The organism is Sphingobium sp. WTD-1 (assembly GCF_030128825.1).
In the GTDB taxonomy this organism is placed as follows: domain Bacteria; phylum Pseudomonadota; class Alphaproteobacteria; order Sphingomonadales; family Sphingomonadaceae; genus Sphingobium.
The window spans coordinates 4,728,923-4,754,479 of the sequence record NZ_CP119127.1; the positions used below are offsets into that span (position 1 = coordinate 4,728,923).

At 61.9% G+C, this 25,557-nt stretch carries 22 protein-coding genes; 7 read left to right on the forward strand and 15 right to left on the reverse strand.

What is annotated here, in order from left to right; all coding sequences use genetic code 11:
* The first annotated feature begins 442 nt into the window (after positions 1-442).
* Positions 443-796, forward strand: a complete 354-nt coding sequence (locus tag N6H05_RS23475) for a hypothetical protein (RefSeq protein ID WP_284111908.1) — start codon at positions 443-445, stop codon at positions 794-796.
* A gap of 260 nt (positions 797-1,056) precedes the next feature.
* Complete coding sequence (locus tag N6H05_RS23480) at positions 1,057-5,136, forward strand: M10 family metallopeptidase (RefSeq protein ID WP_284111909.1); 4,080 nt, start codon at positions 1,057-1,059, stop codon at positions 5,134-5,136.
* A gap of 167 nt (positions 5,137-5,303) precedes the next feature.
* On the opposite strand, the gene N6H05_RS23485 is transcribed toward N6H05_RS23480, so the two are convergent.
* Genes N6H05_RS23485 through N6H05_RS23495 form a run of 3 tightly spaced genes read right to left on the reverse strand, consistent with a single transcriptional unit; the run spans position 5,304 to position 9,594 of the window.
* Positions 5,304-6,599 carry an HlyD family type I secretion periplasmic adaptor subunit gene (locus N6H05_RS23485; protein WP_284111910.1) on the reverse strand — a complete coding sequence of 432 codons (1,296 nt, stop codon included), beginning with the start codon at positions 6,597-6,599 and terminating at the stop codon, positions 5,304-5,306.
* 2 nt (positions 6,600-6,601) lie between these two features.
* Positions 6,602-8,263, reverse strand: coding sequence for an ATP-binding cassette domain-containing protein (locus tag N6H05_RS23490; protein ID WP_284114303.1), 1,662 nt, complete (start codon positions 8,261-8,263; stop codon positions 6,602-6,604).
* Positions 8,264-8,322: 59 nt separating this feature from the next.
* Positions 8,323-9,594 (reverse strand): TolC family protein, encoded by a 1,272-nt coding sequence (locus N6H05_RS23495; RefSeq protein ID WP_284111911.1) that lies wholly within the window; start codon positions 9,592-9,594, stop codon positions 8,323-8,325.
* 696 nt (positions 9,595-10,290) lie between these two features.
* Here N6H05_RS23495 and N6H05_RS23500 point away from each other — a divergent pair.
* Entirely contained in the window at positions 10,291-11,547 is a 1,257-nt protein-coding gene (locus N6H05_RS23500) for an aminotransferase class V-fold PLP-dependent enzyme (RefSeq protein ID WP_284111912.1), read from the forward strand.
* A gap of 66 nt (positions 11,548-11,613) precedes the next feature.
* On the opposite strand, the gene grxD is transcribed toward N6H05_RS23500, so the two are convergent.
* The 6 genes from grxD to N6H05_RS23530 all read right to left on the reverse strand — a co-directional run bounded on the left by grxD (position 11,614) and on the right by N6H05_RS23530 (position 15,579).
* Positions 11,614-11,946, reverse strand: coding sequence for a Grx4 family monothiol glutaredoxin (gene grxD / locus N6H05_RS23505; RefSeq protein ID WP_284111913.1), 333 nt, complete (start codon positions 11,944-11,946; stop codon positions 11,614-11,616).
* 64 nt (positions 11,947-12,010) lie between these two features.
* A complete protein-coding gene (locus N6H05_RS23510) occupies positions 12,011-12,244 on the reverse strand; it encodes a BolA/IbaG family iron-sulfur metabolism protein (protein WP_037510601.1) in 234 nt (77 codons plus the stop codon).
* Positions 12,245-12,257: 13 nt separating this feature from the next.
* A complete protein-coding gene (locus tag N6H05_RS23515; RefSeq protein WP_284111914.1) occupies positions 12,258-12,581 on the reverse strand; it encodes a DUF1476 domain-containing protein in 324 nt (107 codons plus the stop codon).
* 57 nt (positions 12,582-12,638) lie between these two features.
* Positions 12,639-13,232, reverse strand: coding sequence for a 3-isopropylmalate dehydratase small subunit (leuD, locus tag N6H05_RS23520; RefSeq protein ID WP_284111916.1), 594 nt, complete (start codon positions 13,230-13,232; stop codon positions 12,639-12,641).
* Between the two features lie 109 nt (positions 13,233-13,341).
* A complete protein-coding gene (gene leuC / locus N6H05_RS23525) occupies positions 13,342-14,793 on the reverse strand; it encodes a 3-isopropylmalate dehydratase large subunit (RefSeq protein ID WP_284111917.1) in 1,452 nt (483 codons plus the stop codon).
* Positions 14,794-14,892: 99 nt separating this feature from the next.
* Complete coding sequence (locus N6H05_RS23530) at positions 14,893-15,579, reverse strand: glutathione S-transferase family protein (protein WP_284111918.1); 687 nt, start codon at positions 15,577-15,579, stop codon at positions 14,893-14,895.
* Positions 15,580-16,085: 506 nt separating this feature from the next.
* Here N6H05_RS23530 and N6H05_RS23535 point away from each other — a divergent pair.
* Positions 16,086-16,574 (forward strand): hypothetical protein, encoded by a 489-nt coding sequence (locus N6H05_RS23535; protein WP_284111919.1) that lies wholly within the window; start codon positions 16,086-16,088, stop codon positions 16,572-16,574.
* Between the two features lie 350 nt (positions 16,575-16,924).
* Here the strand turns inward: N6H05_RS23535 and metH are convergent, their stop codons facing one another.
* From metH to N6H05_RS23555, 4 genes are all read right to left on the reverse strand, one after another.
* Positions 16,925-19,525, reverse strand: coding sequence for a methionine synthase (gene metH / locus N6H05_RS23540; protein ID WP_284111920.1), 2,601 nt, complete (start codon positions 19,523-19,525; stop codon positions 16,925-16,927).
* A gap of 139 nt (positions 19,526-19,664) precedes the next feature.
* Complete coding sequence (locus N6H05_RS23545) at positions 19,665-20,711, reverse strand: homocysteine S-methyltransferase family protein (protein ID WP_284111921.1); 1,047 nt, start codon at positions 20,709-20,711, stop codon at positions 19,665-19,667.
* A complete protein-coding gene (metF, locus tag N6H05_RS23550) occupies positions 20,708-21,640 on the reverse strand; it encodes a methylenetetrahydrofolate reductase (protein WP_037506096.1) in 933 nt (310 codons plus the stop codon). Before metF ends, N6H05_RS23545 begins: the two co-directional genes overlap by 4 nt.
* The gene (locus N6H05_RS23555; protein ID WP_284111922.1) at positions 21,637-22,608 is read right to left on the reverse strand and encodes an ArsR/SmtB family transcription factor; all 972 of its coding nucleotides are present in this window, start codon (positions 22,606-22,608) and stop codon (positions 21,637-21,639) included. The genes metF and N6H05_RS23555 overlap by 4 nt, the downstream gene beginning before the upstream one ends.
* Positions 22,609-22,821: 213 nt before the next feature.
* Between N6H05_RS23555 and N6H05_RS23560 the strand changes: the two genes are divergently transcribed.
* Together N6H05_RS23560 and N6H05_RS23565 are read left to right on the forward strand one after the other, a co-directional pair.
* Positions 22,822-23,040, forward strand: a complete 219-nt coding sequence (locus N6H05_RS23560; protein ID WP_004210488.1) for a hypothetical protein — start codon at positions 22,822-22,824, stop codon at positions 23,038-23,040.
* Positions 23,041-23,123: 83 nt separating this feature from the next.
* Positions 23,124-23,357, forward strand: coding sequence for a hypothetical protein (locus N6H05_RS23565; protein ID WP_004210487.1), 234 nt, complete (start codon positions 23,124-23,126; stop codon positions 23,355-23,357).
* Positions 23,358-23,414: 57 nt separating this feature from the next.
* On the opposite strand, the gene N6H05_RS23570 is transcribed toward N6H05_RS23565, so the two are convergent.
* Complete coding sequence (locus N6H05_RS23570) at positions 23,415-23,849, reverse strand: glycine zipper 2TM domain-containing protein (RefSeq protein WP_284111923.1); 435 nt, start codon at positions 23,847-23,849, stop codon at positions 23,415-23,417.
* 183 nt (positions 23,850-24,032) lie between these two features.
* Here N6H05_RS23570 and N6H05_RS23575 point away from each other — a divergent pair, with 183 nt between their 5' ends.
* The gene (locus N6H05_RS23575; RefSeq protein ID WP_284111924.1) at positions 24,033-25,016 is read left to right on the forward strand and encodes an esterase-like activity of phytase family protein; all 984 of its coding nucleotides are present in this window, start codon (positions 24,033-24,035) and stop codon (positions 25,014-25,016) included.
* Positions 25,017-25,134: 118 nt separating this feature from the next.
* On the opposite strand, the gene rpmB is transcribed toward N6H05_RS23575, so the two are convergent.
* Entirely contained in the window at positions 25,135-25,428 is a 294-nt protein-coding gene (gene rpmB / locus N6H05_RS23580; protein WP_004210484.1) for a 50S ribosomal protein L28, read from the reverse strand.
* Positions 25,429-25,557 lie beyond the last annotated feature (129 nt).

The following is a 25,557-nucleotide window of genomic DNA, read 5'->3' on the forward strand; positions in this document are numbered from 1 at the left end:
GAGGTTTTGAGAGGCATTTGAAGATCGAATTGGGCACGGGTCTTTCTTCTTCTCCCCGTGTCATCATTGGCAGAGCAATCATGCGCAAGCATGGCCAATGATGAGCTGGGACAGCGACCGCAAACGCGGCCTCACCCCTCTCAACTGGGCGCGGATTAGGTCACCGCGTCGCCTCGCTAGCTGAGGTGAACGGGGGAGCGGCACTTCTTCTCCCTGTTCCTCCGTCCCACACAATCCCGGATGATCTCGGACTATCCCGCCTCATTTCCCGGTTGGCGATGCCACGGGGCAAGGAACACTGCCAATCTCCATGATCCTATCTACCGGCCAGCCGTTGTCGGTCTGGTCGAGGCATGGTAGAATAAGCGCCGGTACGGGCATCGTCGCACGGAACACTGCTCCGATTACAGCCCGCTTCTCCGACTGGCCCTGGATCGCGCCCTTGGCCATCGCGCCCATCAGGGAGATGCCGATGCCCCCCATTTACCGCGCTAGCCTGCTCGCGGCACCTTTGATCGCTTGCCTTGGTTCCGCGCCATCCGCCGCGAAGGACGAAACGCCGCAAGGCACCCTGGTGCCCCCGCTGCCTTCGGGAACGAAAGCGCCACCGGGCACCGGCGGGATCATGGCCCCTCCCGGTGATGCGGACGAAGCCATCCGATCGGAATTCAGGACGATAGAAAAAAGGGGTACGCGGGACGCCTATCTGCTTTTCATCGAGCGCCATCCTGACCATCCGCTTGCACAGGAAGCTCGCAGACGCACGACAGAACGCACAAATCGAACACCCGAATGATCGTTTCCAATATGTTACATTATTAAGAAAAAATGTTATTTTTCATTAACCTAAAATAAGAATAAGACATGATTGAAAATAACCTCAATTAAAAATTCGAACCTTTTCATGACCATGCCACCCGGAATCAACTAAGTTCATGTTTTTAATGGAAAACACTTCTCTTGGAATCCATTATAAATAGTGACATTACTTGGCCAAAATAAACGGTCGCCGACCGACACAGCGAACGTGTCAGCCTCTAACCCTTGGGAGGATGTATGTTCAAAGTTACTGGAACGGGCCCGGCAAAAGCGAAGCTGACCCCCGATTATTCTGTACCCATCGCGGATGAGCAACAGGCGGCCAACGCAGGCACGGTAACCTGGGCAGTTTCGCGCGAGGCGCAAATTCGCAGCGAAGTCACGCTGCTCTATCCCCAGGATGTGATGACGCCGCCGGCCACGACAACGGGCAGCGCGGGCGATCTCGACAAGCCTCAGGAAAATGGCAGCGCATCAACCACGGCCAGCCAAGCCGCAACCGGCGATGCCAAGATCGATGGCATATTGAGCGGCGTGAAATGGGCCGCAGGCATCACCTATAGCGACGTGGACTCCGCCGCAGACTATCAAGCCGGCTACAGTTCCGACGGCGATGGCGACGGCATCAGCGCCCAGAATGAAGGCTTTTCCCAGTTCACGGCGCAACAGACGCTGGCCATGCACACGGCGTTGAACAATGCCACCTATACGCAGTTGGCTGCCGCCTGGGGCTTTTCGATCGAGGGATTCACAAATCTGACGATCGACTATGCGGGCGCCGGCGCCGCCAACGCGACCATCCGTGCCGCCAATTCAAGCGATCCCAGCACCGCCTATGCCTATTATCCCAACAGCAACATCTATGGTGGCGACACCTTCTTCGGCAATTATTATGACAGCAGCATATATACGCTGAAAAATCCGGTCGCGGGCAATTATGCGTGGCACACCATGCTGCATGAACTGGGCCATTCGCTCGGTCTGAAGCATGGACAGGAAACCGGCGGGCCGGCCAATGTGGCACTACCCTATGCCTGGGACTCGATCGAATTTTCGGTCATGACCTATCGCAGCTATGTCGGCGCCCCGCTCTCGGGCTATACTTATGAACAATGGGGTGCGCCACAGACCTACATGATGCTCGACATCGCTGCGCTACAAACGATGTATGGCGCGGATTACTCGGTTCAATCGGGTGACACGGTCTATACTTGGAGTCCGACGACAGGCGAAACCTATATCAACGGCGGCCTGGCCATCGATCCGGGCGACAATCGTATCTTCGCCACCATATGGGATGGCGGTGGTATCGACACCTATGACCTGTCGAACTACAGCACCAACCTGACACTGGACCTCAATCCCGGTGGCTATTCGGTTTTCAGCAATGCCCAGCTCGCCTATCTTGGCTCCAGCCAATATGCGCGCGGCAACATCTTCAATGCCCTGCTGTTCAACGGCAACACGGCCTCGATGATCGAAAATGCCATCGGTGGATCTGGCAATGACACGATCACCGGCAACGATCTGGCCAATGCACTGACGGGTGGCTCCGGCAGCGATTATCTGTCCGGCGGCAAGGGCGATGATGTGCTGGACGGCGGCGATGGCGACGACACGCTCCTCGGCGGCGATGGCAACGACATCATTGACGGCGCCTCTGGCGCCGACTTGATCTATGGCGGGGCCGGCAACGACATCATCTACGGCGGCTGGATGGACGACACCGTCTATGGCGAAGCAGGTGATGATATATTCGTCATCCGCCAATCGCTGGCCGGCACCGAATTTGGCGATTATACCGATGGCGGCTCCGGCACGGATCGGCTCGACCTCAGCCAGATCGCAACCGACTATAGCGCTATCGTCAACCTCGGTACCGGCACTTGGCAGTATAATCCGCTCTATGGTGGCCCCTGGACCATCACGGGCGTGGAAAATGTCGACGGCACGCAACTGGGCGACATCATCACGGGCAACAGCGGCGTCAATGTTCTGAATGGCAATGGCGGCAACGACAGTATCGATGGGGGGGCCGGCAATGATATCATTGATGGCGGCAGTGGCGACGACACCCTCTTCGGCGGCGACGGCAATGATATCATTGATGGTGGTGATGGCGCCGACCTGATCTTCGCCGGGGCTGGCAACGACATCATCTATGGCAGTTGGTACACCGACACCGTCTATGGCGAAGCTGGCAATGATGTCTTCATCATCCGCCAGTTCGGGAGCAGCACCGAATTTGGCGACGATACCGATGGCGGGTCGGGCACGGATCGGCTCGATCTCAGCCAGATCACCACCGCCTATGGCGCTGCCGTCAATCTCGACACGGGCAGTTGGCAGTATAATCCGCTCTATGGTGGCCCCTGGACCATTACGGGCGTGGAAAATGTCGACGGTACGCAGTTGGATGACGTCATCACCGGTAACAGCAGCGTCAACGTCTTGAACGGCAATGGTGGCAACGACACCATCTATGGCGGAGGCGGAAGCGACACCATCAACGGCGGCAGCGGCAACGACACCATTTATGGCGATGCCGGCAACGACGTCATCAACGGCGGCAGTGGCAACGATGTGCTGATCGGCGGTGACGGTAACGACGTGTTTGATGGCGGCGATGGTACAGACCTTATCTATGGAGAGGGCGGCAACGACACCTTCCTGCTCGCCAATGGCTGGACCGGCAGCTATGGCGAAGTCTTCCTTGGCGGGGCCGGCTCAGACACGTTCGACATCTCCGCAGTTACCGGACTGGCAACATCGACCATCAACCTGACCGATGGCACATTTACCTATACGCCCGGCAGTTCAGGGCCGATCAGCCTGTCGAGTATCGAAAATGTGGTCGGCAGCAGCGCCGCTGACGAGATCACGGGATCTGGCGAGATCAACCGGCTCGCGGGCCTGGCTGGCAATGACATATTGTTTGGCCTGGGCGGCGATGACATGCTGGATGGTGGCGCCGGTAACGATCTGCTCGATGGCGGCACCGGCATCGATACGGCTGTCTATGGCGGCGCGACCTCAGCAGTCACCGTCAGTCTGGCCATCACCGCCGCGCAAGCGACCGGTGGCGCGGGCACCGATACACTCACGGGAATCGAAAATCTTAGCGGCTCTGCCTATAATGACACGCTGACGGGTGATGCCGGAAACAACGTCCTGGACGGCAGAGTCGGGGCGGATACCATGACGGGCGGGGACGGGAATGACACTTATTATGTCGACAATGTCGGCGATCTCGTCGTCGAAAACTCCTCTACCGGCGGCACTGACGATCGGGTTTTTTCTTCGGTTTCCTATTCGTTGACGAACCGGACGATCGAGACCCTGACCCTGACGGGCGTTGCCGCCATATCAGCAACCGGCAACAGCAAGGCGCAAACGCTCAACGGCAACGATGCCGCCAACACCCTGATGGGGCTGGATGGCAATGACGTGCTGAACGGCTTCGGCGGGGACGACACGCTGGATGGCGGCAACGGCGATGACAGTCTGGACGGGAATGACGGCATCGACACCGCCGCCTATAATACCGCAACCAGCGCCGTCACCGTCAGCCTGGCCGTGCCCGGCGCCCAGGCGACCGGTGGCGCAGGAACCGACACATTGGCCAATATCGAAAACCTGATCGGCTCGGCCTATAATGACACACTGACGGGCAATAGCGGCGCCAACGTCATCAATGGCAAAGCCGGCAGCGACACCATGGCCGGCGGCGATGGCAACGACATTTATTATGTCGACAATGTCGGCGATGTCATCACTGAAACCTCAACAGGCGGTAGCGACACCGTCTACAGTTCGGTCAGCTACAGCGTTTCGAGCACCTATGTCGAAACCTTGATCCTGACGGGCTCCGCAGCGATCAATGCAAGCGGCAACAGCCACAACAATAGCCTCACCGGCAATAGCGGCGCCAATGTCATTCAGGGGGGCGGCGGCAATGATGTCCTCAATGGTGGCCTTGGTGCCGACACGTTATCGGGCGGGTCGGGATCGGATATCTTTGTCTTCAACTCTGCACTAGGCGGTGGAAATGTGGATTCGATTACGGATTATTCGATATCCAACGACACCATCCGGCTGGATGATTCCGTCTTCACCGGCCTAGCTCTGGGGGCCTTGGCCGCCAACGCCTTCTATGTCGGGACGGCGGCGCACGATGCGGACGACCGGATCATCTACAACAGCAGCACTGGCGCATTGTTTTTCGATGCCGACGGCAATGGTGCTGGCGCTGCGATCCAGTTCGCAACGCTCACCACCGGACTACCGCTGGTCGCGAGCGAATTCGTCGTGATCTGACACACGAACCAGCCGATAAAAAAAGGGGGCGCCCGATGAAACGGGCGCCCCCTTTTTGTCTACTGCATCCGTCGCATAGGATGCCCTGAGACCTCCCGCTCAGGCCGAACCGGGAGGATGACAACCCACGCAATCCAACGGATCAGCGCGATCGATGATCCATTCGCTCATTCGCGGAAGGCGGTCTCGCGCAGCCGCGTCAACGGCGTCAGAATATATGCCAGCACAGTGCGCTTATCGCCCAGAAGCTTGACCTCGGCCCCCATGCCTGGGCCAATCAGCAATCGACGGCCATTCCGATCCATGATCGCATTGGCCGTCGTGCGGACCCGGACCAAATAGTGGCTTTCCCCCGTGCGCTCATTGACGACGGCATCGGGAGAAATGGCGATCACCCGACCATCCATCGACCCGTAAATCGCACTGTCATAGGCCGTAATGTCGATCTTAGCGCGCTGGTCCAGCCGGACCGATGCAATATCCTTTGCATCGACCAATATTTCGATCAGCAGATTGTCATGTCCTGGAACCATCTCCAGCAGGGGATCGCCGGGCCTGACGCTGCCACCGATCGTCGTCGCGAAGACACGATTGATCCGCCCATCCATCGGCGCCCGCACAATCGTGCGTTCCAGCTTATATTCATAGGCCGGCAATGCCGCCTGCCGCGCTGCCGCTTCGCCACGCGCCGCCGTCAGTTCGCCGGCGGTCCGGGCGAACCAATCGCGCTTGTCCTGCGCGGCGCTGGCCTGCGCCTCGGCCACCGCCGCCTGCGATCGCGCAAGAGCAGCCGCCGCCGCAGCCGCATCGGCGGCTGCGACATTATATCCATTTTCCGCCTGCAATAACGATCGGCGCGGTTCAATGCCCTCCAGCACCAGCGGCCGGACAAGTTGCAACTCTGCGCGGGCGGTATCGCGGGCCGAGTTGCGGGCCATCTGTGCAGCCTCCGCCTCCAGCACGGCCCGCCTTGCCTGGTCGATCCGCGCCGAATTGACCATCATCAAGCTGCTGAACTCAGCGATGCGGGACCGATGCAGCCCCTGTTCCACGGCGATCTGGCTCGCCATGACAGGATCGCGGGCGGCTGGGAAATCCGGCTCTCGTCCTGCCATTTCCGCTTCCAGCCGAGCAGTCTTGAGCGACAGGACATCGCTGCTGGTACGATTGACGGCCAGATCGGAACCGGGCTGGATGGGATTGAGCCGGATCAGTTCGGCTCCCTGCTTCACCTGCTGTCCGGTCCGCACGAGGATCGCCTCGACGATCCCGCCCTCAAGGTTCGAAATAACCTGCAACTGGGAACTGGGAATGACCCTGCCGGCGGCACGGATGGTGCGGTCGATTTCCGTCAGCCCCGCCCAAAGCAGGAAGATCAGCAGGAAGGCCCCGATCGTCCAGAGGAAGATATTGGCCGGAACCGCCGCCTGAATCGGCGCGACCGGGTCCATTTTGCGCTCCATCTTCATGCCGCCTTGCCCTGCGCCAGCCGCTGCAATACCGCATCGCGCGGACCATCCGCCACGACCCGCCCCTGTTCCAGCACGATGATCCGATCCACAAGTCGCAGCAACGGCGTGCGATGAGTGATGAGCAGGAAGGTCCGGCCATGAATTTCCTCCTGCAACCGGCCAATCAGATCCAATTCGGTCTGGGCATCCATCGCGCTGCTGGGCTCGTCGAAAATCAGAATTGGCGGTCGTCCAGCCAGAGCGCGCGCGATCGAAATCGACTGGCGTTGTCCGCCTGACAAACCGTCACCACGATCCGTCAGTTTCAGATCATAGCCATTGGTGATCTGCCCCATGAAACGATGGGTGCCACTGATTTCGGCGACACGAACCATTTCATCCGGATCGACATGATCGCGCTCAAGACAGATATTTTCGCGGACCGAGCCGGCCAGAAGCGCATTGTCCTGCAGGGCCGCGCCAATATGCCGGCGTAAATGGATGGGATCAAATTGGCGTATGTCGATCCCGTCGACCATCACCACGCCATCCTGCGGTTCATACAGGCCAAGCACCATGCGGGCGAGCGTCGACTTGCCGGACCCCACTCGACCAAGAAAGCCGACCCGTTCCCCCGGCGCGATCATCAGGTTGAGTTGGTCGAGCGCCTTGTCCGGCGTTCCGGGATAACGAAAGCCGACATTGCGCAATTCGATCCGTCCCTGCACCGACGGTCGCAGCGCATCGCCTTCCGGCCCTTCGCTCGGCGTTTCCATCAACGCATTGATCTGGCGATAGGCGACACGTGTGCTCGACAGGCGCGAGAGCAAGGTGGCAATCTGCGCCAGCGGCGCGATGGCGCGACCGCACAGGACGGAACAGGCCAGCAATGCGCCCGTCGTGATGCTGTGGCTGCGTAACAATCCGACACCGACGATGATCGTACCACAATAGGCAATGGTGTTCGCACTGCTGGCAATGGTGATCGCCACCGACGAGAGCAGTCGCTGGCTGAGGGAACTGTGGGAATGACGATTGAGCGCCATGCGCCAGCGCGCATTGAGCATTGGCCCGGCACTGGTGGCCTTGACTGTCTCCAGATTGCCGATCGCTTCAACCAACACCGATTGTTTGACAAGACCATCGCCCAGGCTTTGGGCTGACAGCCGGTCCAACGCCGGATTGGTGAAGATTCCGGCCAGAACCACGATCGGAATCATCGCAAGCGGCAACAGCACCAGAACCCCGCCCAACATGGCAATCACGGCCAGCGTCACGAGAATGAACGGTACATCTATGAACGCCGTGAGAGTGGCCGATGCGAAAAAATCGCGCAGCGTTTCCAATTCCCGCATCAGACCGGTCAACGTCCCGGTCGACCCGCGACGCTTATCGAGCCGCAACGCCACGATCTTGGCAAACAGGGTATCGCCGACCTCATAGTCGATGTTCGCGCCGGCAATATCGACAAAATAAACGCGCAGCAGGCGCAGTATAAAATCAAATATCACGACGATGATCAGGCCGATACTCAACCCCACCAGAGACGAGGACGCATCATTGGGGACCACCCGGTCATAAACCGTCATGGTGAAGAGCGACGAGACCAATGCGAACAGATTGATCATCGCTGCCGCGATCGCCACCTTGATATAGGTTCGGCGATTGCGCAGCATCGGTTCGATCAGCCAGGGGGCGAAACGGGCCTTGGCAACGGCAAGCAGGGGCTGGTCGGTCACGGGGTCACCATCCGATCGGCTGGAGCGATGCTTATTCCCAGTTCGGCGAGCAACTGGCCATTTTTCGCCAGCAATGCAAAGCGGGACAAATCCCGTTCCGCCAGGGTCTCGACAAGGCTGGTGAGAGCCAGAAAATAGCTGTCCTCGGAATATATCAGGTCGTAGAGCGTCCCATCCAGCGCCTCGAACCGGGTTGCAACGACATCCCTGGCGTCGCGATTGGCTCGATAACTCGCCTGCGCCGCGACAAGCTGCGCCTCCACCCCCTTAAGGTCCGCCAGCGCCATTTGGGCGTCGCGCAAGGCTTCCTGGCGTACACGGGCAGCATAGGCCTCTGCGGCGTCCGCCCGCGCCGTGGCCTGGTCCGCCCGTGCATTGATCCCGGCCCCCAGTTGGGCCCGGACGATGATACGCCCACGAATGTCGTAATCATCCGGATTTTCGAACAAGCCGTATCGGCTTGCTTCCAGCCCCGCTGCGATGGTCGGCAACCGTTCCGCACGGGCTGCACGGGCGTCCTGTCGCGCGGCACGCGCTTCGGCATCGGCACGCAGAACGGCCGGCGAGCGCAGAACCAGCGCCTCCAGCGCATCGCTTTCATCGCGAATATCGATATATGGCAACGGCCCACGCGCAATTTCCGCCGGTACATCATGGCCCGTCAGCGATCGATACTGTGCCTCGGCGCTGCCCCGGTCACGACGAAAGCCCGCAAGACGCATTTCCACCGAAGCAATCGAACTGTCGAGGCGAGGCAGGTCGCCCCGCGCCGAATAGCCGCGCGCGATGCGCCGTTCCAGCGCCGTTCGGAACCGCTGCTGCCGCGCAATATATTCGATTGCCGCCTGCTCCATCCATCGCTGGGCGAGGATCGAATACCAGGCCGTAATTGTTCGAATGGCAACATCCTGCCCATAGCCCTGCGTGGTCGAACGGGCCGCTTCCACCCTCGCCGTTCCCGCCCCGATCCGATTGGATGCCGTTCCAAAATCGAGCAACCGTTGGCGCACGGATGCGATGGCATCTGTACGCCCTCTGGGACGCGCCCTTTCGATCACATTGTCGGGATCATCAGAAAAATTGCGTGCGAGCGACCGGTTGGCGTCAACACTGAGGTCCACGGACGGGAACAGGGCCGATCGGGCCTGAACACGGGCAGCCTCGGCCTCATGCTCACCAGCGCGCCCTTCCTCGATCAATGCATTGTTCCGGACCGCAGCCGCCACTTCCGAACGGAAAAAGGCGCCGCTGCTGGTTTGGTCGATCAAGGCGAGTACCGGATCATTCGTCGCCGGCGCTGAGAAGGGATTGGGATTGGGGGGAACGACCAATCGATCCTGGCACCAGGCTGGAATGATCGATGCACTGTTGAACGCAATGACCAGCCCTAAAAGCTTCGGCTTACACCAAAGATTTTCGTTCCTCATTGAGCCTGTTATCATTGACACTCGCACAGAACCCCAACCGTGCTAAAGCCTCATTTTCCAACCATGACTCACCCCAAGCTTCGCCATGATCTTCAGCATCCAACAATGCCTGAACAAATAATATGACACAACTCCATAAAAAACGATGCTCATATTACATATTTGGTAAATTTATTTAGCCATCACATTATGATATCACTGTACCATCGATAATCATCCATATTTTCAGTATATTTAGCCCGAACCCTATATTGCAGTGCGCGAGCGACGATGTTCGCTGCAATTCCAAAAAATGTCGATCAGGCTTACAATGGGATTGATGGGCCATGCGTCATTAACCTTCATCACGCCCTTATTTTCGCCAATCAACACAATTGGCACGACGCCTGCTTCTCCCCGTGCATTCCCACCGTTCAACTACCCGGGGGATGCCGGCACGGTCTCCGCCGGCATCCCCCACCCGGTGGCCCTCCTCCTCCTTCTTGCCGCGCGGATCGCTCCGCTTCATTCGTTATGCATGACGAAGGGGACGGCGCGATGAACAAGCGGGACATGCTCAAAATAAGTGCCACGGCCGCCATGAGCCTGATGCTGAGCAAAGGCAGCATGGCGCAAGCCCTCGCTCAACCACCAGCCGATCTGGCACGAAACGAGCCCTTCTGGGCCGCGCTCCGCGCCCATTACCGGACCGACAATCGCTTCATCAATCTGGAGAATGGCTTCTACTGCTTCCAGCCCGATACCATCCTCGACGCCCATTTCGCGAATGTCCGGGCGATCAATGGCGAGGCGTCACATTATATGCGCACGAAGCTCGAGGCCGATGTGCTGAAGGTCCGTGGTCAGGTCGCGCGGCTGGCCGGCTGCCCGGTCGAGGAACTGGTCGTCACCCGCAACACCACGGAATCGCTCGACACCATCATCAACGGCATCGACTGGAAACCGGGCGACGAGGCGGTGATGGCGACCCAGGATTATGGGTCGATGATCGACATGTTCGCCTTGCAGGCGCGGCGCCATGGCATGGTCAACCGCATCGTCGAGGTGCCGCTCCACCCGAAAAACGATGCCGAGATCATCGACGTCTATAGCGCCGCCCTGACCGATCGCACCCGCCTGCTGATGGTATCCCACATTGTCGGCGGCACCGGCCAGGTGCTGCCGGTCAAGGCGATCTGTGCGATGGCGCAGGAACGCGGCGTGCCGGTGATGGTCGACGGCGCCCACAGCTTTGCTCATCTCGACTTCGCCATTCCGGATCTGGGCTGCGACTATTATGGCGCGTCGCTGCACAAATGGCTGTCGGCGCCGCTCGGCCTTGGCCTGCTCTGGGTGCGGCGCGATCGCATACCGGCGTTATGGCCGATGTTCGGCGATGCCAGCATGGCGGACGACGATATCCGCAAGCTCAACCATCGCGGCACCCACCCGATCCACAGCGACCTGACGCTCGCGACCGCCATCGCCTTCCACGAAACGATCGGCGCATCGCGCAAGCTCGCCCGGCTGCGCCATCTGCAAAGCTATTGGACCAGCAAGGTGAGTGTCCTGCCCAATATCCGGCTCAACACGCCCGCTGACCCGGCGCGGACCTGCGCCATCGCCAATGTCGGTGTGGAGGGCATCGCCCCGGCACAGCTCGCGGCGATGTTGATGGACAGATATGGCATCTACACCGTCGCGATCGATCGCGGCACGGTGCAGGGCGTGCGCGTCACGCCCCAGCTCTATACGTCGATCGCCGAGCTGGATGCGCTGGTCGCCGCCCTCACCGCCATCGCCCGCAGCGCCTGAGCCCCAAAAGAAAAAGGGCGGCCCGACCAGCGGACCGCCCCTTACTCTCTCATCCTGAAACGGGGATCAGTTCGCCGCAGCGACGCCGTTGTCGGTCATCAACTGCTGCAGTTCGCCAGCCTCATACATTTCCATCATGATGTCGCTGCCGCCGACAAATTCGCCCTTCACATAGAGCTGGGGAATGGTCGGCCAGTCGGAGAAGGCCTTGATGCCCTGGCGGACCGCCTGGTCCTGCAGCACGTCGACCGTCTCGTAATTCACGCCCAGATGCTCCAGGATCGCGATCGCGCGGCTGGAAAAGCCGCACTGGGGGAAGAGCGGCGTGCCCTTCATGAAGAGCACCACGTCATTGCCGTTGACGATGTCGGCGATCCGCTGCTGCACGGCGTCGGTCATTTCACTGGGTCCAATTCTTTGTCTGGCGTCGCCGCGCGGCGGGACGCAAATGTCGCTATGGCGGTTAGTTGGGAACGGCGGTGGTCAGTTGCAAGGCATGGAGCACCCCGCCCATGCGTCCGCCCAGCGCCGCATAGACGGCGCGCTGCTGCGCCACGCGGGTCATGCCCCGAAAGCTTTCGGACACGACCTTCGCCGCATAATGATCGCCGTCGCCGGCCAAGTCGGTAATCTCGACCTGCGCATCCGGGATCGCGGTCTTGATCATCTCGGCAATATCGTCTGCTGCCATCGGCATGGCGATACCTGCCTTACTGCGCTTCGATGAACATGCGGCGGGCGATCACCGCCTGCTCGTCGAGCGCGGTGCGCACGCCGGCCTCATCCACCTCAAGGCCCGCCTGGGTCATGTCGCCCAGCAGCTTGCGGATGACGTCCTCGTCGCCCGCTTCCTCGAAATCGGCCTGCACGACAGCCTTGGCATAGGCGTCGGTTTCCTCAGGCGTCAGGCCCATCTTCGCGGCCGCCCACTCGCCCAGCAGGCGGTTGCGGCGCGCCTGGATGCGGAACTGCATCTCCTGGTCGTGCGCGAACATATTTTCAAATGCGCGCTCGCGGTCGTCGAAAGTGGTCATGCGTGAAGCCCTGTTGAAATGCGTCTGTCGCGCTCAGAGATAGGCGGAACCGCGCCTTTAGGCAACGGCCGGCACCAGCCAGGGGCGCAATGCCGCATCCTTCGCCTCGAACGAGTCGATCACATCCGCCTCGTCCAGGGTCAGGCCGATCTCGTCCAGGCCGCCCAGCAGGCAATGCTTGCGGAACGGATCGATCTCGAAGCTGAAGCGATCCTGATATTGGGTGGTGACGCTCTGCTGCTCCAGATCGACATGGATCGGATCGGTCTTGGCGACCTCCATCAGCCGGTCGATCGCCTCCTGCGGCAGCACCACGGTCAATATGCCGTTCTTGAATGCATTGCCCGAAAAGATGTCGGAGAAGCTCGGCGCGATCACCACCTTGATGCCCAGATCGCCCAGCGCCCAGGCGGCATGTTCACGGCTGGAGCCGCAGCCGAAATTGTCGCCCGCGATCAGGATCGGGCTGCCGGCATATTCGGGATCGTCAAAGACATTGCCCGGCTCCTTGCGCAGCACCTCGAACGCGCCCTTGCCAAGGCCGGCGCGCGAAATCGTCTTGAGCCAGTGCGCCGGGATGACGATGTCGGTGTCGACATTCTTCATCCCGAACGGATAGGCCCGGCCGTCAACGGTAGTCAGCTTGTCCATCAGTGCGCCCGCTTCGCCTCCACCGCAGGACCGTCCTCAGCGCGGCCCAGCGTCGCGGCCATCGCCGCACTGGCCAGCGCGCCCAGCGCCAGCACCCAGAATACCTTCTTCATGCGACCATCCCCTCTTTTTCACCCATCAATGCGCGCACATCGGTCAACCGCCCGGTCAGCGCGGCCGCCGCCGCCATTTCCGGCGAGACCAGATGCGTGCGCGATCCCGGACCCTGGCGGCCCATGAAATTGCGGTTGCTGGTCGATGCGCAGCGTTCGCCGGCCGGCACCTTGTCCGGGTTCATGCCCAGGCATGCCGAACAGCCCGGCTCGCGCCATTCGAAACCGGCGTCGAGGAAGATGCGGTCCAGCCCCTCGGCCTCGGCCATGCGCTTGACCAGGCCCGATCCCGGCACGACCATCGCATGCTTGATGCCGACGGCGATATGCCGCCCTTTCAGCAAGCCGGCGGCGGCGCGCAGATCCTCGATCCGGCTGTTGGTGCAGCTGCCGATGAAGACATGCTCGATCGCAACATCTTCCATCTTCTGCCCGGCGGACAGGCCCATATAGTCGAGCGACTTCTGCGCGGCGGCGCGCTTCGACGCATCGGCGAAGCTTTCGGGATCCGGCACCACGCCGGTCACCGGCACGACATCCTCGGGGCTGGTGCCCCAGGTGACGTTGGGGACGATGTCGGCCGCGTCGATCACGACCGTCTTGTCGAACACCGCGCCTTCATCCGTGTGCAGCGTCTTCCACCAGGCGACGGCCGCATCCCAGTCGGCACCCTTGGGCGCCATCGGACGGCCCTCGATATAGGCGAAGGTCTTTTCGTCCGGCGCGAACAGGCCGGATCGGGCGCCCGCCTCGATCGACATGTTGGCGACGGTCAGGCGGCCCTCGATCGACATGTCGCGGAACACCGACCCGCGATATTCCATGACGTATCCGGTGCCGCCGGCAGTGCCGATCGTGCCGCAGATCGCCAGCGCCACATCCTTGGGGGTGACGCCATAGCCCAGTTCGCCCTCAACCACGACCTGCATGGTCTTGGACTGTTTCAGCAGCAGCGTCTGGGTCGCCAGCACATGCTCGACCTCGGACGTGCCGATGCCGAAGGCCAGCGCGCCCAGCGCGCCGTGCGAGCTGGTATGGCTGTCGCCGCAGACCAGAGTGGTGCCCGGCAGGGTGAAGCCCTGTTCCGGGCCGACGACATGGACGATGCCCTGTTCCGGGTCCGCGTCACCGATCAGGCGCACGCCGAATTCGGGCGCATTGCGTTCCAGCGCGGCAAGCTGCTGCGCGCTTTCCGGGTCGGCGATCGGGATGCGATGCCCCTCGGCGTCGCGGCGCGGCGTGGTCGGCAAATTATGGTCGGGGACCGCAAGGGTCAGGTCGGGCCGGCGCACCTTGCGTCCAGCCAGGCGTAGGCCTTCGAACGCCTGCGGGCTCGTCACTTCATGCACGAGGTGACGATCGATATAGATCAGGCAGGTTCCATCGGGACGCCGTTCAACGACATGCGCGTCCCAGATCTTCTCATAGAGGGTGCGTGGCTTAACCATGGTCCCCTCCCCCTAGACCCGTAAGGCGCGAGGGGAAAGGGGGAGAAACGGAGCTTGCGATGGAAAATATGCGTTTTTCGCAAGGCTGAAGCAATAATGTTACGCCGCGCGATAATCCTCGACCACGCGGCCGACTGCCGCCAGTTCCGCCTCATGGCCCTCCTCGCGCCAGGTCTCGGCCAGCGCCGCCTGTTCCCATTCGCGCATCGCGGGATGGGCCAGCATGGTTTCGACCCAGCCGCGCGCGATCGGCCCGACATCCAGGCCATAGCTGCGCACCCGGAAGGCGACCGGCGCATAGAAGGCGTCGAGTGCGCTGAATTGCGCACCCGCCAGATAGGGGCCGCCAAAGCGCGCCAGCCCCTGCTCCCAGAGTTCGCGCAGCCGGGCGATATCCTTGTTGAGCGCCGGCTCGATCAGGTTCAGCTCCACCCGCACCCCGACATTCATCGTGCAGGTCGACCGCAGCGCGGAAAAGCCGCTGTGCATTTCCGCCACCGCGCACTGGGCAAAGGCGCGCGCATCGGCATCGGCAGGCCAGACGCCCGCATGCCGGTCGGCCAGATAGAGAAGGATGCCGAGCGAATCCCAGACCGTGCGGTCGCCATCGATCAGCGCCGGCACCTGCCCCGTCGGCGAAAAGCTGCGAAAGGCGCTGTAATTGACCGGCGCGGCAAAGGGCTCGATCCGATCGGCAAAATCAATCCCCAGCCCCTTCATCAACAGCCAGGGCCGCAGCGACCAGCTCGAATAATTCCGGTTGGCGGTGATGAGCGTATAGGCCATCGATCAATCTCCCTGTGCGTTGTGCGCGTCCCCTTAGCGCAGCGGGGAACGGCCCGACAGGCGGAACGATCCATTGGCCTGACAAGCTCAGCTTATCAGCGAAAATCGCGGATCACCGCCTCAAGTTACCGGATTGCCCTGCCGAAACCGCCAGTTCGACGCCGAGTCGAGCGGAACAACATTAGTTTTTTCAATATGTTAGAGGGAAACAATCGGAAGTTTGCGCATATGCGCCATGGGAGATTTTCGCCGAAAGCCAAAAAATGACGACAATAGAATAGGTTGACGATAGAAAGAGCCAGCCGGAACTTTACACCGGACGCATGCCTGTAGGACAGGGCCTTCATCGCGGAGGCTGCCGGGATGGGGTGGGTAGGGGACTTACAGCTATTGGGGATCGGGCGTTCATTAGCAGACATGCTTGGCGAAAACGATCCAACTATGATCGCTGAAATGCTGACTTTCCGTCATTGCGATAGCTTAACGTTTGGCTTAGCCGATCAGCTATGGATGACTTCTTTTCTGGCATGTCTTTCAAAGCCAAAGTCGCTGGTTGGAGCATAATCGTCGGCGCTATGGTTGTCCCATTTCTATTGATGGCGACCATCGGACGTCCTGAGCCAATGGCTCGCAGCTTGGTTCATGGCTGCTATGTTGCATCTAATGCACCAGCACTCCTTATTCGGGACGATGCGGTTTACATCATCGAACCCGCCCGTCGCAAATTCAGCTATGTCGTGGAGCCTTCCAAAACAAGTTATCAACTGAACGTAAGACCTGCTCTGGCGCTCTCTATCCAGCCGGACGGAAGTTATATTTTCGGTGAGCAAGTGGGTGTCGGATATTTCTGGTCGCTGTTGCCCGTAGGCAACAAGAACCGCAATCGGGTCAGGCACCCAGAAGAATATGGCGGCCGATTCGAAGTCGCTGCGATTGGACCTTCGATCGTCTATACGCGAACGACTGACCCCAGCGCATGTCGCATTGTCCGCTGATCGGAAAATGCACCCGATCCACGATTGTCCTGTCTTGGTCGGAAGCCGCCCTACCCTCATCCGTCATGCCGGGCTTGACCCGGCATCCCGCTTTTCGATGCTACAGATAAAGAAGCGGGACCCCGGCTCAAGGCCGGGGTGACGATGGCCGCATCTGGTCATTAACCGTCAAAATCCAACATCGTCATTGCGAGCGTAGCGAAGCAATCCACCGGCGCACATGGATTGCTTCGCTACGCTCGCAATGACGGGAGATGGTCGTCAGCCGTCAACGCCCGGCATCGTCATGGCCTGCGGACACGGGCGGGGTTTGCCCCTGCCGTTGATGGCAGGGGCAAAAACGCGATGGATCAGTCCAGGTTCGGGCGCAGATAGCGTTCGGCGGTTTCCAGGTCGATGCCGCGGCGGGCGGCATAATCTTCGAGCTGGTCGCGGCCGACGCGGGCGACGCCGAAATATTCCGCCTGCTGGTGGCCGAAATAGAAGCCGCTGACCGCCGCCGTCGGCAGCATGGCGAAGCTTTCGGTGAGCGTCGCGCCGGTCGCATGATGGGCGTCCAGCATTTCGAACAGGATCGGCTTCAGACTATGTTCCGGGCAGGCCGGATAGCCGGGTGCCGGGCGGATGCCGCGATATTCTTCCTTGATCAGCGCCTCGTTGGTCAGCTGCTCGCCCTCGGCATAGCCCCAGAGCGCGGTGCGGACATAATGGTGCAGCCGCTCGGCAAAGGCTTCGGCCAGACGGTCGGCCAGCGCCTTGAGCAGGATATCCGAATAATCGTCGATCGCATTCTTGAAGCGGGCCAGATGCGGCTCGATGCCGTGGATCGACACGGCAAAGCCGCCCATCCAGTCGCCATCATGGCTGATGAAGTCGGCAAGGCACATGTTCGCCCGGCCTTCGCGCTTGGCGATCTGCTGGCGCAGCATCGGCAGGGTATAATGTTTCTCGTCCTCGACATGGACAATGATGTCGTCGCCCTGACGACGGCAGGGCCACAGGCCCGCGACGCCGCGCGCGGTCAGCCATTTCTCGTCGATGATCTTCTGGAGCATCTTCTGCGCGTCGGCGAACAGGCTGCGGGCGCTTTCGCCGACAATCTCGTCCTCCAGGATGGCGGGATAATTGCCGGCCAGCTCCCAGGCGCGGAAGAAGGGGGTCCAGTCGATATAGTTGACCAGATCCTTCAAGTCCCAGTCGGGGAAGCGGTGGGTGCCGGGCAGCCTGGGACGGGGTGCCTTCAGGCTCTCGTCCATCTCGAAGGCGTTGGCGCGGGCGTCGTCGAGCGACAGGAGCTGGCTCTGTCCCTTGTTCGCGCGGGCGACGCGGACATGCTCATAATCATCCTTGGTCTTCTGGACGAAATCGGCCTTCTGCGTTTCCGACACCAGGGCGGTGGCGACGCCGACCGCGCGGCTGGCGTCGAGCACATGGACGACCGGGCCGGTGAAGGCCGGGTCGATGCGCAACGCGGTGTGGACGCGCGAGGTGGTCGCGCCGCCGATCAGCAGCGGCATGGTCATGTTGGCGCGCTGCATTTCCGCCGCCACCGTCACCATCTCGTCGAGCGAGGGGGTGATGAGGCCGGACAGGCCGATCATGTCGGCGTCATTCTCGTTCGCGGCCTTGATGATGTCCTGCCAGGGCACCATCACGCCCATGTCGATCACCTCGAAGCCGTTGCACTGGAGCACGACGCCGACGATATTCTTGCCGATATCATGGACGTCGCCCTTGACCGTCGCCATGATGATCTTGCCCTTGCCCTTGGCGCCGGGTTCCTTGGCTGCCTCGATATAAGGCAGCAGATGGGCCACCGCCTTCTTCATGACGCGGGCGGACTTCACCACCTGGGGCAGGAACATCTTGCCGGCGCCGAACAGGTCGCCGACCACGTTCATGCCGTCCATCAGCGGGCCTTCGATCACCTGGATCGGCTTTTCGGCGGCGAGGCGGCATTCCTCGGTGTCTTCCACGACATACATGTCGATGCCCTTGACCAGCGCATGTTCGAGGCGCTTGGCGACCGGCCAGCCGCGCCATTCCTGCGCGGCCTTTTCCGATGCGGCATCCTTGCCCTTGAAGGATTCCGCGAGCGCGACGAGGCGGTCGCCGGCTTCGGGATCGCTGTTGAGGAGGACGTCCTCGCACGCCTGGCGCAGCGCCGGGTCGATCGCGTCATAGACGTCGAGCTGCCCGGCATTGACGATCGCCATGTCGAGGCCGGCGGGAATGGCATGATAGAGGAAGACCGAGTGCATCGCCCGGCGCACCGGCTCGTTGCCACGGAAGGAGAAGGAGAAGTTGGACAGGCCGCCCGAGATATGAACGTGCGGGCAGCGCTGCTTGATCTCGCGACAGGCTTCGATGAAGTCGACGCCGTAGTTGTTATGCTCCTCGATCCCGGTGGCGACAGCGAAGATATTGGGATCGAAGATGATGTCTTCGGGCGGGAAGCCGATCGTCATCAGCAGCTTGTAGGCGCGCTCGCAAATCTCGACCTTGCGGGCCTGGGTGTCGGCCTGGCCGGTCTCGTCGAAGGCCATGACCACCACGGCCGCGCCATAGGCCATGCAGAGGCGGGCGTGATGCAGGAAGGCCTCCTCACCTTCCTTCATGCTGATCGAGTTGACCACCGGCTTGCCGGAGACGCACTTCAGCCCCGCCTCGATGACTTCCCATTTGGAGCTGTCGATCATCACCGGCACGCGGCTGATGTCCGGCTCCGACGTCATGAGCTTGAGGAAGGTGGTCATCGCCTCGACCGCGTCGAGCAGGCCTTCGTCCATGTTCACGTCGACGATCTGCGCGCCATTTTCGACCTGCTCGCGGGCGATGTCGATCGCCGCGGCATAGTCGCCGGCCATGATCAGCTTCTTGAACTTGGCGGAGCCGGTGACGTTGGTGCGCTCGCCGATGTTGACGAAGGTGGCGGTGGATTGCTGGGTCATCGGTTTCTTCCAAAAATCCTCCCCCTTTGGGGGAGGGGAACCATGCCGCAGGCATGGTGGAGGGGTATCACGCTATCGAGGGGGTGACACCCCTCCGTCTGGCTTCGCCAGCCACCTCCCCTTCCAGGGGAGGATGAAACTAGGCCGCGATGTGCATCGGTTCGAGGCCGGCAAGGCGGGTCACGACCGTCAGTTCGGGCACCTGGCGCGGCTTGTGGCCGGCCAGCGCCTTCGCCACTGCGCCGATATGGGCGGGCGTCGTGCCGCAGCAGCCCCCGACCATGTTGACCAGCCCTTCGTCCACCCACTGGCGGATCAGCTTCGCGGTGGTTTCCGGCAGCTCGTCATATTGGCCCAGTTCATTGGGCAGGCCGGCATTGGGATAGGCCAGGATCAGCGTGTCGGCATTTTTCGACAGTTCGGCCAGATAGGGCCGCAGCAGGTCCGCGCCGAAGGCGCAGTTCACGCCGATGGTCAGCGGCTTCAGGTGGCGCAGCGAATACCAGAAGGCATTGATCGTGTGGCCCGACAGGTTGCGGCCCGACATGTCGGTGATGGTGAAGCTGAGCATCACCGGCACCGAACGACCCGCCGCTTCCTCGGCCTCGCGCGCGGCCATGCCGGCGGCCTTGGCGTTGAGCGTATCGAAGCAGGTTTCGATCAGCAGGAAGTCGACGCCGCCGGCGATCAGCGCGTCGCACTGTTCGCGATAATCGGCCTTGAGCGTGTCATAATCGACTTCGCGATAGGCGGGGTCGTTGACGTCGGGCGAGATGCTGAGCGTCTTGTTGGTCGGGCCGATCGAGCCGCAGACGAAGCGGGGCTTGCCGTCCTTGGCCGTCGCCTTTTCGCAGGCAGCCCGCGCGATCTTGGCGGCGGCGACATTGATGTCCCACACCAGATGCTCGCAGCCATAATCGGCCATCGCGATCTTGGTCGAGGAGAAGGTGTTGGTCTCGATCATGTCGGCGCCATTGTCGAGATAGGCGGTATGAATGCCCTCGACGATGTCCGGCCGGGTCAGGCAGAGCAGGTCGTTATTGCCCTTCTGGTCCTTGGCGAGATCCAGGTCACCGCGATAATCGGCTTCGGTCAGGCCGTGCTTCTGGATCGACGTGCCATAGCCACCGTCGAAGATCAGGATCTTTTCCGCCGCCAGGGCGCGCAAACGTGCTTCGGCGTTCATGCCGTCTTCTCCAGTTCAGCCGCAACCTGCGGGCGCAGGCCCAGCAGGTGACAGATCGCATAGCTTAGTTCCGCCCGGTTGAGCGTATAGAAATGAAAGTCGCGCACGCCGCCCATATAGAGGTTGCGGCACAGTTCGGCCGCCAGCGTGGCGGACACGAGCTGGCGCGCGGCGGGATGCTGGTCCAGCCCGTCGAACAGGCGGCCCATCCAGGCGGGGACATCGGTGTTGCACATCGCCGACATGCGCTGGACCGCGGCGAAATTGCTGACCGGCATGATGCCGGGAATGACATCCGCATCGATGCCGGCGGCGGCGACCGTGTCGCGGAAGCGGAAGAAGGTGTCCGCCTCGAAGAAGAATTGGGTGATCGCACGGGTCGCGCCGGCGTCGATCTTGCGCTTCAAATTGTCGATGTCGCTCTGCGCGCTCAGCGCATCGGGATGGGTTTCGGGATAGGCGGCGACCGAAATCTCGAAATCATGGCGCTTGCGCAGCCCCTCGACCAGTTCGGCCGCGCCCTTGTACCCATCGGGGTGCGGCTGGAAGGCGGTGCCGGCCTCCGGCGGATCGCCGCGCAGCGCGACGATATGGCGCACGCCCGCTTCCCAATAGGCGTCGGCGACCTCGTCGATCTCGGCCTTGCTGGCGGCGACGCAGGTCAGGTGCGCGGCGGCGGCCAGCGGCGTTTCCTTCGCGATGCGCGCGACCGTATTATGGGTGCGCTCGCGGGTGGAGCCGCCCGCGCCATAGGTCACCGACACGAATTTGGGCGCCAGCGGCGTCAGCGTCTCGATCGCCGACCAGAGCTGCTCCTCCATCTTCTCCGTCTTGGGCGGGAAGAATTCGAAGCTCACATTGAGGTCGCCGGCCAGATCCGCATAGAGCGGCCCTTCGGCATCATGGCGGGCGCGGTCAGTCTGGGTCATGCGGAAATCCGTTCTTCGATGGGCAGGATGTCGGCGCCGCGCTGGCGCCCGAGCCACAATTGTACCGTCAGTTCCTGGCCGGGCAGCATGTCCACCCGCTCCAGTTCCAGGCCCGCCTGCGCGAACCAGCCTTCGATCTGCATGTCGGAAAAGCCCAGGCGCGCATGCTGGTCGCGGGTGCGCAGCTCCTCGCGTTCATGGGCGGCGAAATCGACGATCAGCACCCGGCCGCCGGGCCTCAGCACCTGCGCCGCCTGTGCGATCACCTGTTCGGGCGCCTGGGCATAATGCAGCACCTGATGCAGCAGCACCGTGTCGACGCTGGCGGGATCGATCGGCAGCGCGGCGAAATCGCCGAGCAGCAGCGCATATTTATCGCCCGCATCCTCGGGCAGCTTGGCGCGGGCGAGCCGCAACATATCGGGGCTGCGATCAAGCGCCGTCACCTGATCGGCGGAAGGGCCGAACAATTCGATCATCCGCCCGGTGCCGGTGCCGATGTCGAGCAGATGGCCGATAGCCTGCCCGTCCAGCATCGCGCGCATCGCCGCTTCCACATCGGCTTCGGCGACATGGAGCGAACGGATCGCGTCCCATTCCTCGGCATGTTCGGCGAAATAGGCTTCGGCTGCACGGGCGCGCTCGGCCCGGACGGCAGCAAGGCGCGCGAGATCCGCGCTCTGCCAGGCGGCTTCGGCAGCCGACGGCTGCAACTGGTCGAACAAAGTGATGAAGGGCTGAAGCGACGCCGCCTGCCCCAGCCGCAGGAAGACCCAATTGCCTTCCTTGCGCCGCTCGACCAAACCGGATTCCACGAGAATGCGGATATGGCGCGACACCCGCGGCTGGCTCTGGTCGACCACCTGCGCCACTTCGCCCACGGCCAGTTCCATCGCCCGCAACAGGTGGACGATGCGCAGCCGCGTCGGGTCTCCAAGAGACCGGAAAATGTCGAGGGCGCCACTCATGCAGCAATCATATAAAGAAATCTTTATATGCGTCAATGGCCGTCCATTGCGGGCACTTCCGACAAAAACCGCGCCTTATCAGGCCCTCCCGCTCAGGAATGGGATTGCCTTGCTCCGCCCAAAGCATTACGAATCAGCGCGCAGGCGCAATGGGGGGTGAGCTTTTCTCCGAGAGTGGTCTGCATCTTTTTTTTCTCTGAGAGGGGTTTGCCCATGTCCAAGTCGATTGCTCTTTCGCTCGTTCTCGCCGCTTCGCTGGGTCTGGCTGCTTGCGGTGGCCACACCGCCGAAAACGCTGCCAACAACGCCGCCAACGCTGCTGAGAACGCTTCGAACGCTGCCGACAACGCCATGAACGCCGCGATGAACGCTGCCGACAACGCTGCGAACGCCGCTTCGAACGCGACCAACAACGTCGCCAACGCGATGTAATTTCCCTTTCGGGAAGAGTTTTTGGAAAAGGGCCGCACCGGAAACGGGAGCGGCCCTTTTCTTATGCGCGAAAGGATCGGCGAGTGACCAAGCGACCTGCCCTGCTGCTCCTGCTGGCGCTGGGCGCCTGCAATTCCGGCCAGGATGATGGCGTCGGTGGCGTCAGCGCGGCCGAAGCCAGCGCGCTCAATGCCGCCGCAGCGCAGCTCGATGCGCGCGCCGGTGCCGCATCACCGCAGGAGGCCGGGCTCAACCCCGCCGCCGTCGCGGCCGCCCGCGCCGACCGGCGACAGGCCGGGGGCAACGCCGCCCGATAGCAAAAGGCCGCCCCCTTCACGGGGACGGCCCTTCAAAGTCACCAGATGGGGTGACGCTTAGCAGTTGCGGTCGATCGCGCGGCCGGCCAGCGCACCGACGCCCGCGCCGATGATGGCGCCCGTGGTGCCGTCGCCCCGGCCATAGCGGCCGCTGCCCCGACCCACCTCGTTACCGAGCAGGCCGCCGGCGATCGCACCGATGATGGTGCCGCCCGTGCCATTGTCCCGGCAGCGATAGCCGCCGCGATAATCATTGCGGTAATAATTGCCGCGATAGCCGCCGCGATAGCCACGGTCGCCGCGATAATAATCGCCCCGATAGCCGCGATAGCCACGGTCACCGCGATAGCCGCGATCACCCCGGTAATAGTCGCCGCGCTCATAGCCGCGGCCCCAGCCATCGCGCGCCATGGCGGGCGTCGCGGTGACGGCGAGGGAGGCAGCGCCCATGGCGAGCGCAGCACCCAGATTGATCAGATACTTCATCTTCATGGCGTTGCTCCTCAGATTGCCATTTCCGCAGTGAACCGGACGGGCCGATCACCAGGATTGATGCCCTTATGACTGATTCGCGTTGAGTGGAGCCTGAATGGCGGTGACAGCCACCGTTCAGCTGGCAACGCTTCGCCACTCCCCTGCTGCGTCCCGCCGACATTTCCCCTATGGCGGAGCGCGATGCGTCGAATCCTGATCGTTCTCGCTCTTGCGATCCTGCTGCTGCCTGCCCCGCCGTCCACCAAGCCCGCCGCCGTGCGGCCGGGCACCTTGCTGGTGACGGCGCGGGCCGTGCCGCTCGACAGCAGCGATCCCGATCGCCGCCGGGTCGGCACGCTCACCTATCTGGGCGGCTGGCAGCTTGGCAGCGACAATCCGGGCTTTGGCAGCATATCCTCGCTGCTGGTCGACGGGCCGGGCCAGATATTGGCGCTGAGCGATGCCGGCGTGCTGATGGGCTTCCATGTCGGCCCCGGCCGCGCCAGCCGCCGCCCCTTCATCGCGCCGCTGCCGGTAAGGGCGCAGGACAAGGATCGGCCCTGGTGGTCCTGGGATTCGGAATCCATGACCCATGACCCGGCGAGCGACCGCTATTGGGTGGGGTTCGAGCTGCTCCAGGCGATCTGCCGCTATTCGCCGGGCTTCGCGCGGGTGGAGGCGTGCCGGACCTGGCCGGAAATCGTCGCCTGGCCCAAGACCGGATCGATCGAATCCTTCACCCGCCTGCCCGACGGCCGCTTCATCGCGATCGGCGAGATGGGCATGACCGCCGACGGCCATCATGACACATTGCTCTGGCCGGGCGACCCGGCCGAGCATGACACGGCCGATCCGATCCATCTCCATTATGTCGCGCCGCAGGGCTACCGCCCGACCGACATGGTCGCGCTGGACGATCGCCACCTGCTGGTGCTGAACCGGCGCCTGACCCTGCAGGAACTGTTCACCGCGACGATCGCGATGATCGAGCTGCCTGAGCATCCCGCACCGAACACGGAACTGCGCGCCCGGACGCTGGCGCGACTGGCGCCGCCGCTGCTGGCCGACAATTTCGAAGGACTGGCGCTCAGCCGGGAACAGGGCCGGACGATCCTGTGGGTCGCATCCGACGACAATCACGAATTCTTCCAGCGCACCTTGCTGCTGAAATTCCGATTGGATTGATCAGGGCCGAAACGCGGGCTGGTGCGGCGCATTCCCTGCAACGCAGGGAATATCAAAAAAACGCAAAAAAGCGGCCTGTTGCCAGGCCGCTTCTTATGCCGAAACGAATCGAAGCGAATCAGGCGGCTGCGGCAGCCTGCTTCTTGACGATGTCGCGCTTCAGGCGACGGGCCTTCAGCGACAGCTTGTCGTCGCTGGTCTTGACCAGCCAGTTGTCGAGGCCGCCATTATGCTCGACCGAGCGCAGACCATGGGTCGACACGCGCAGCTTGACGGTGGTTTCCAGCGTTTCGGAGATCAGCGACACGTTCTGCAGGTTCGGCAGGAACACGCGCTTGGTCTTGTTGTTGGCGTGGGAAACATTGTGACCCACCTGGCGACCCTTACCGGTCAGCTCGCAAATGCGCGACATAGTCAATCAACCTTTGAAATTCGGGTTCGTTCGGAAAGCGGCGCCGATAGCGGGATTCCCGCTCGCCGTCAACCTTCCGCTCGGTTCGTGGCACTATCGCAACCATTTCACCGGGCCCCGCGTTCATCC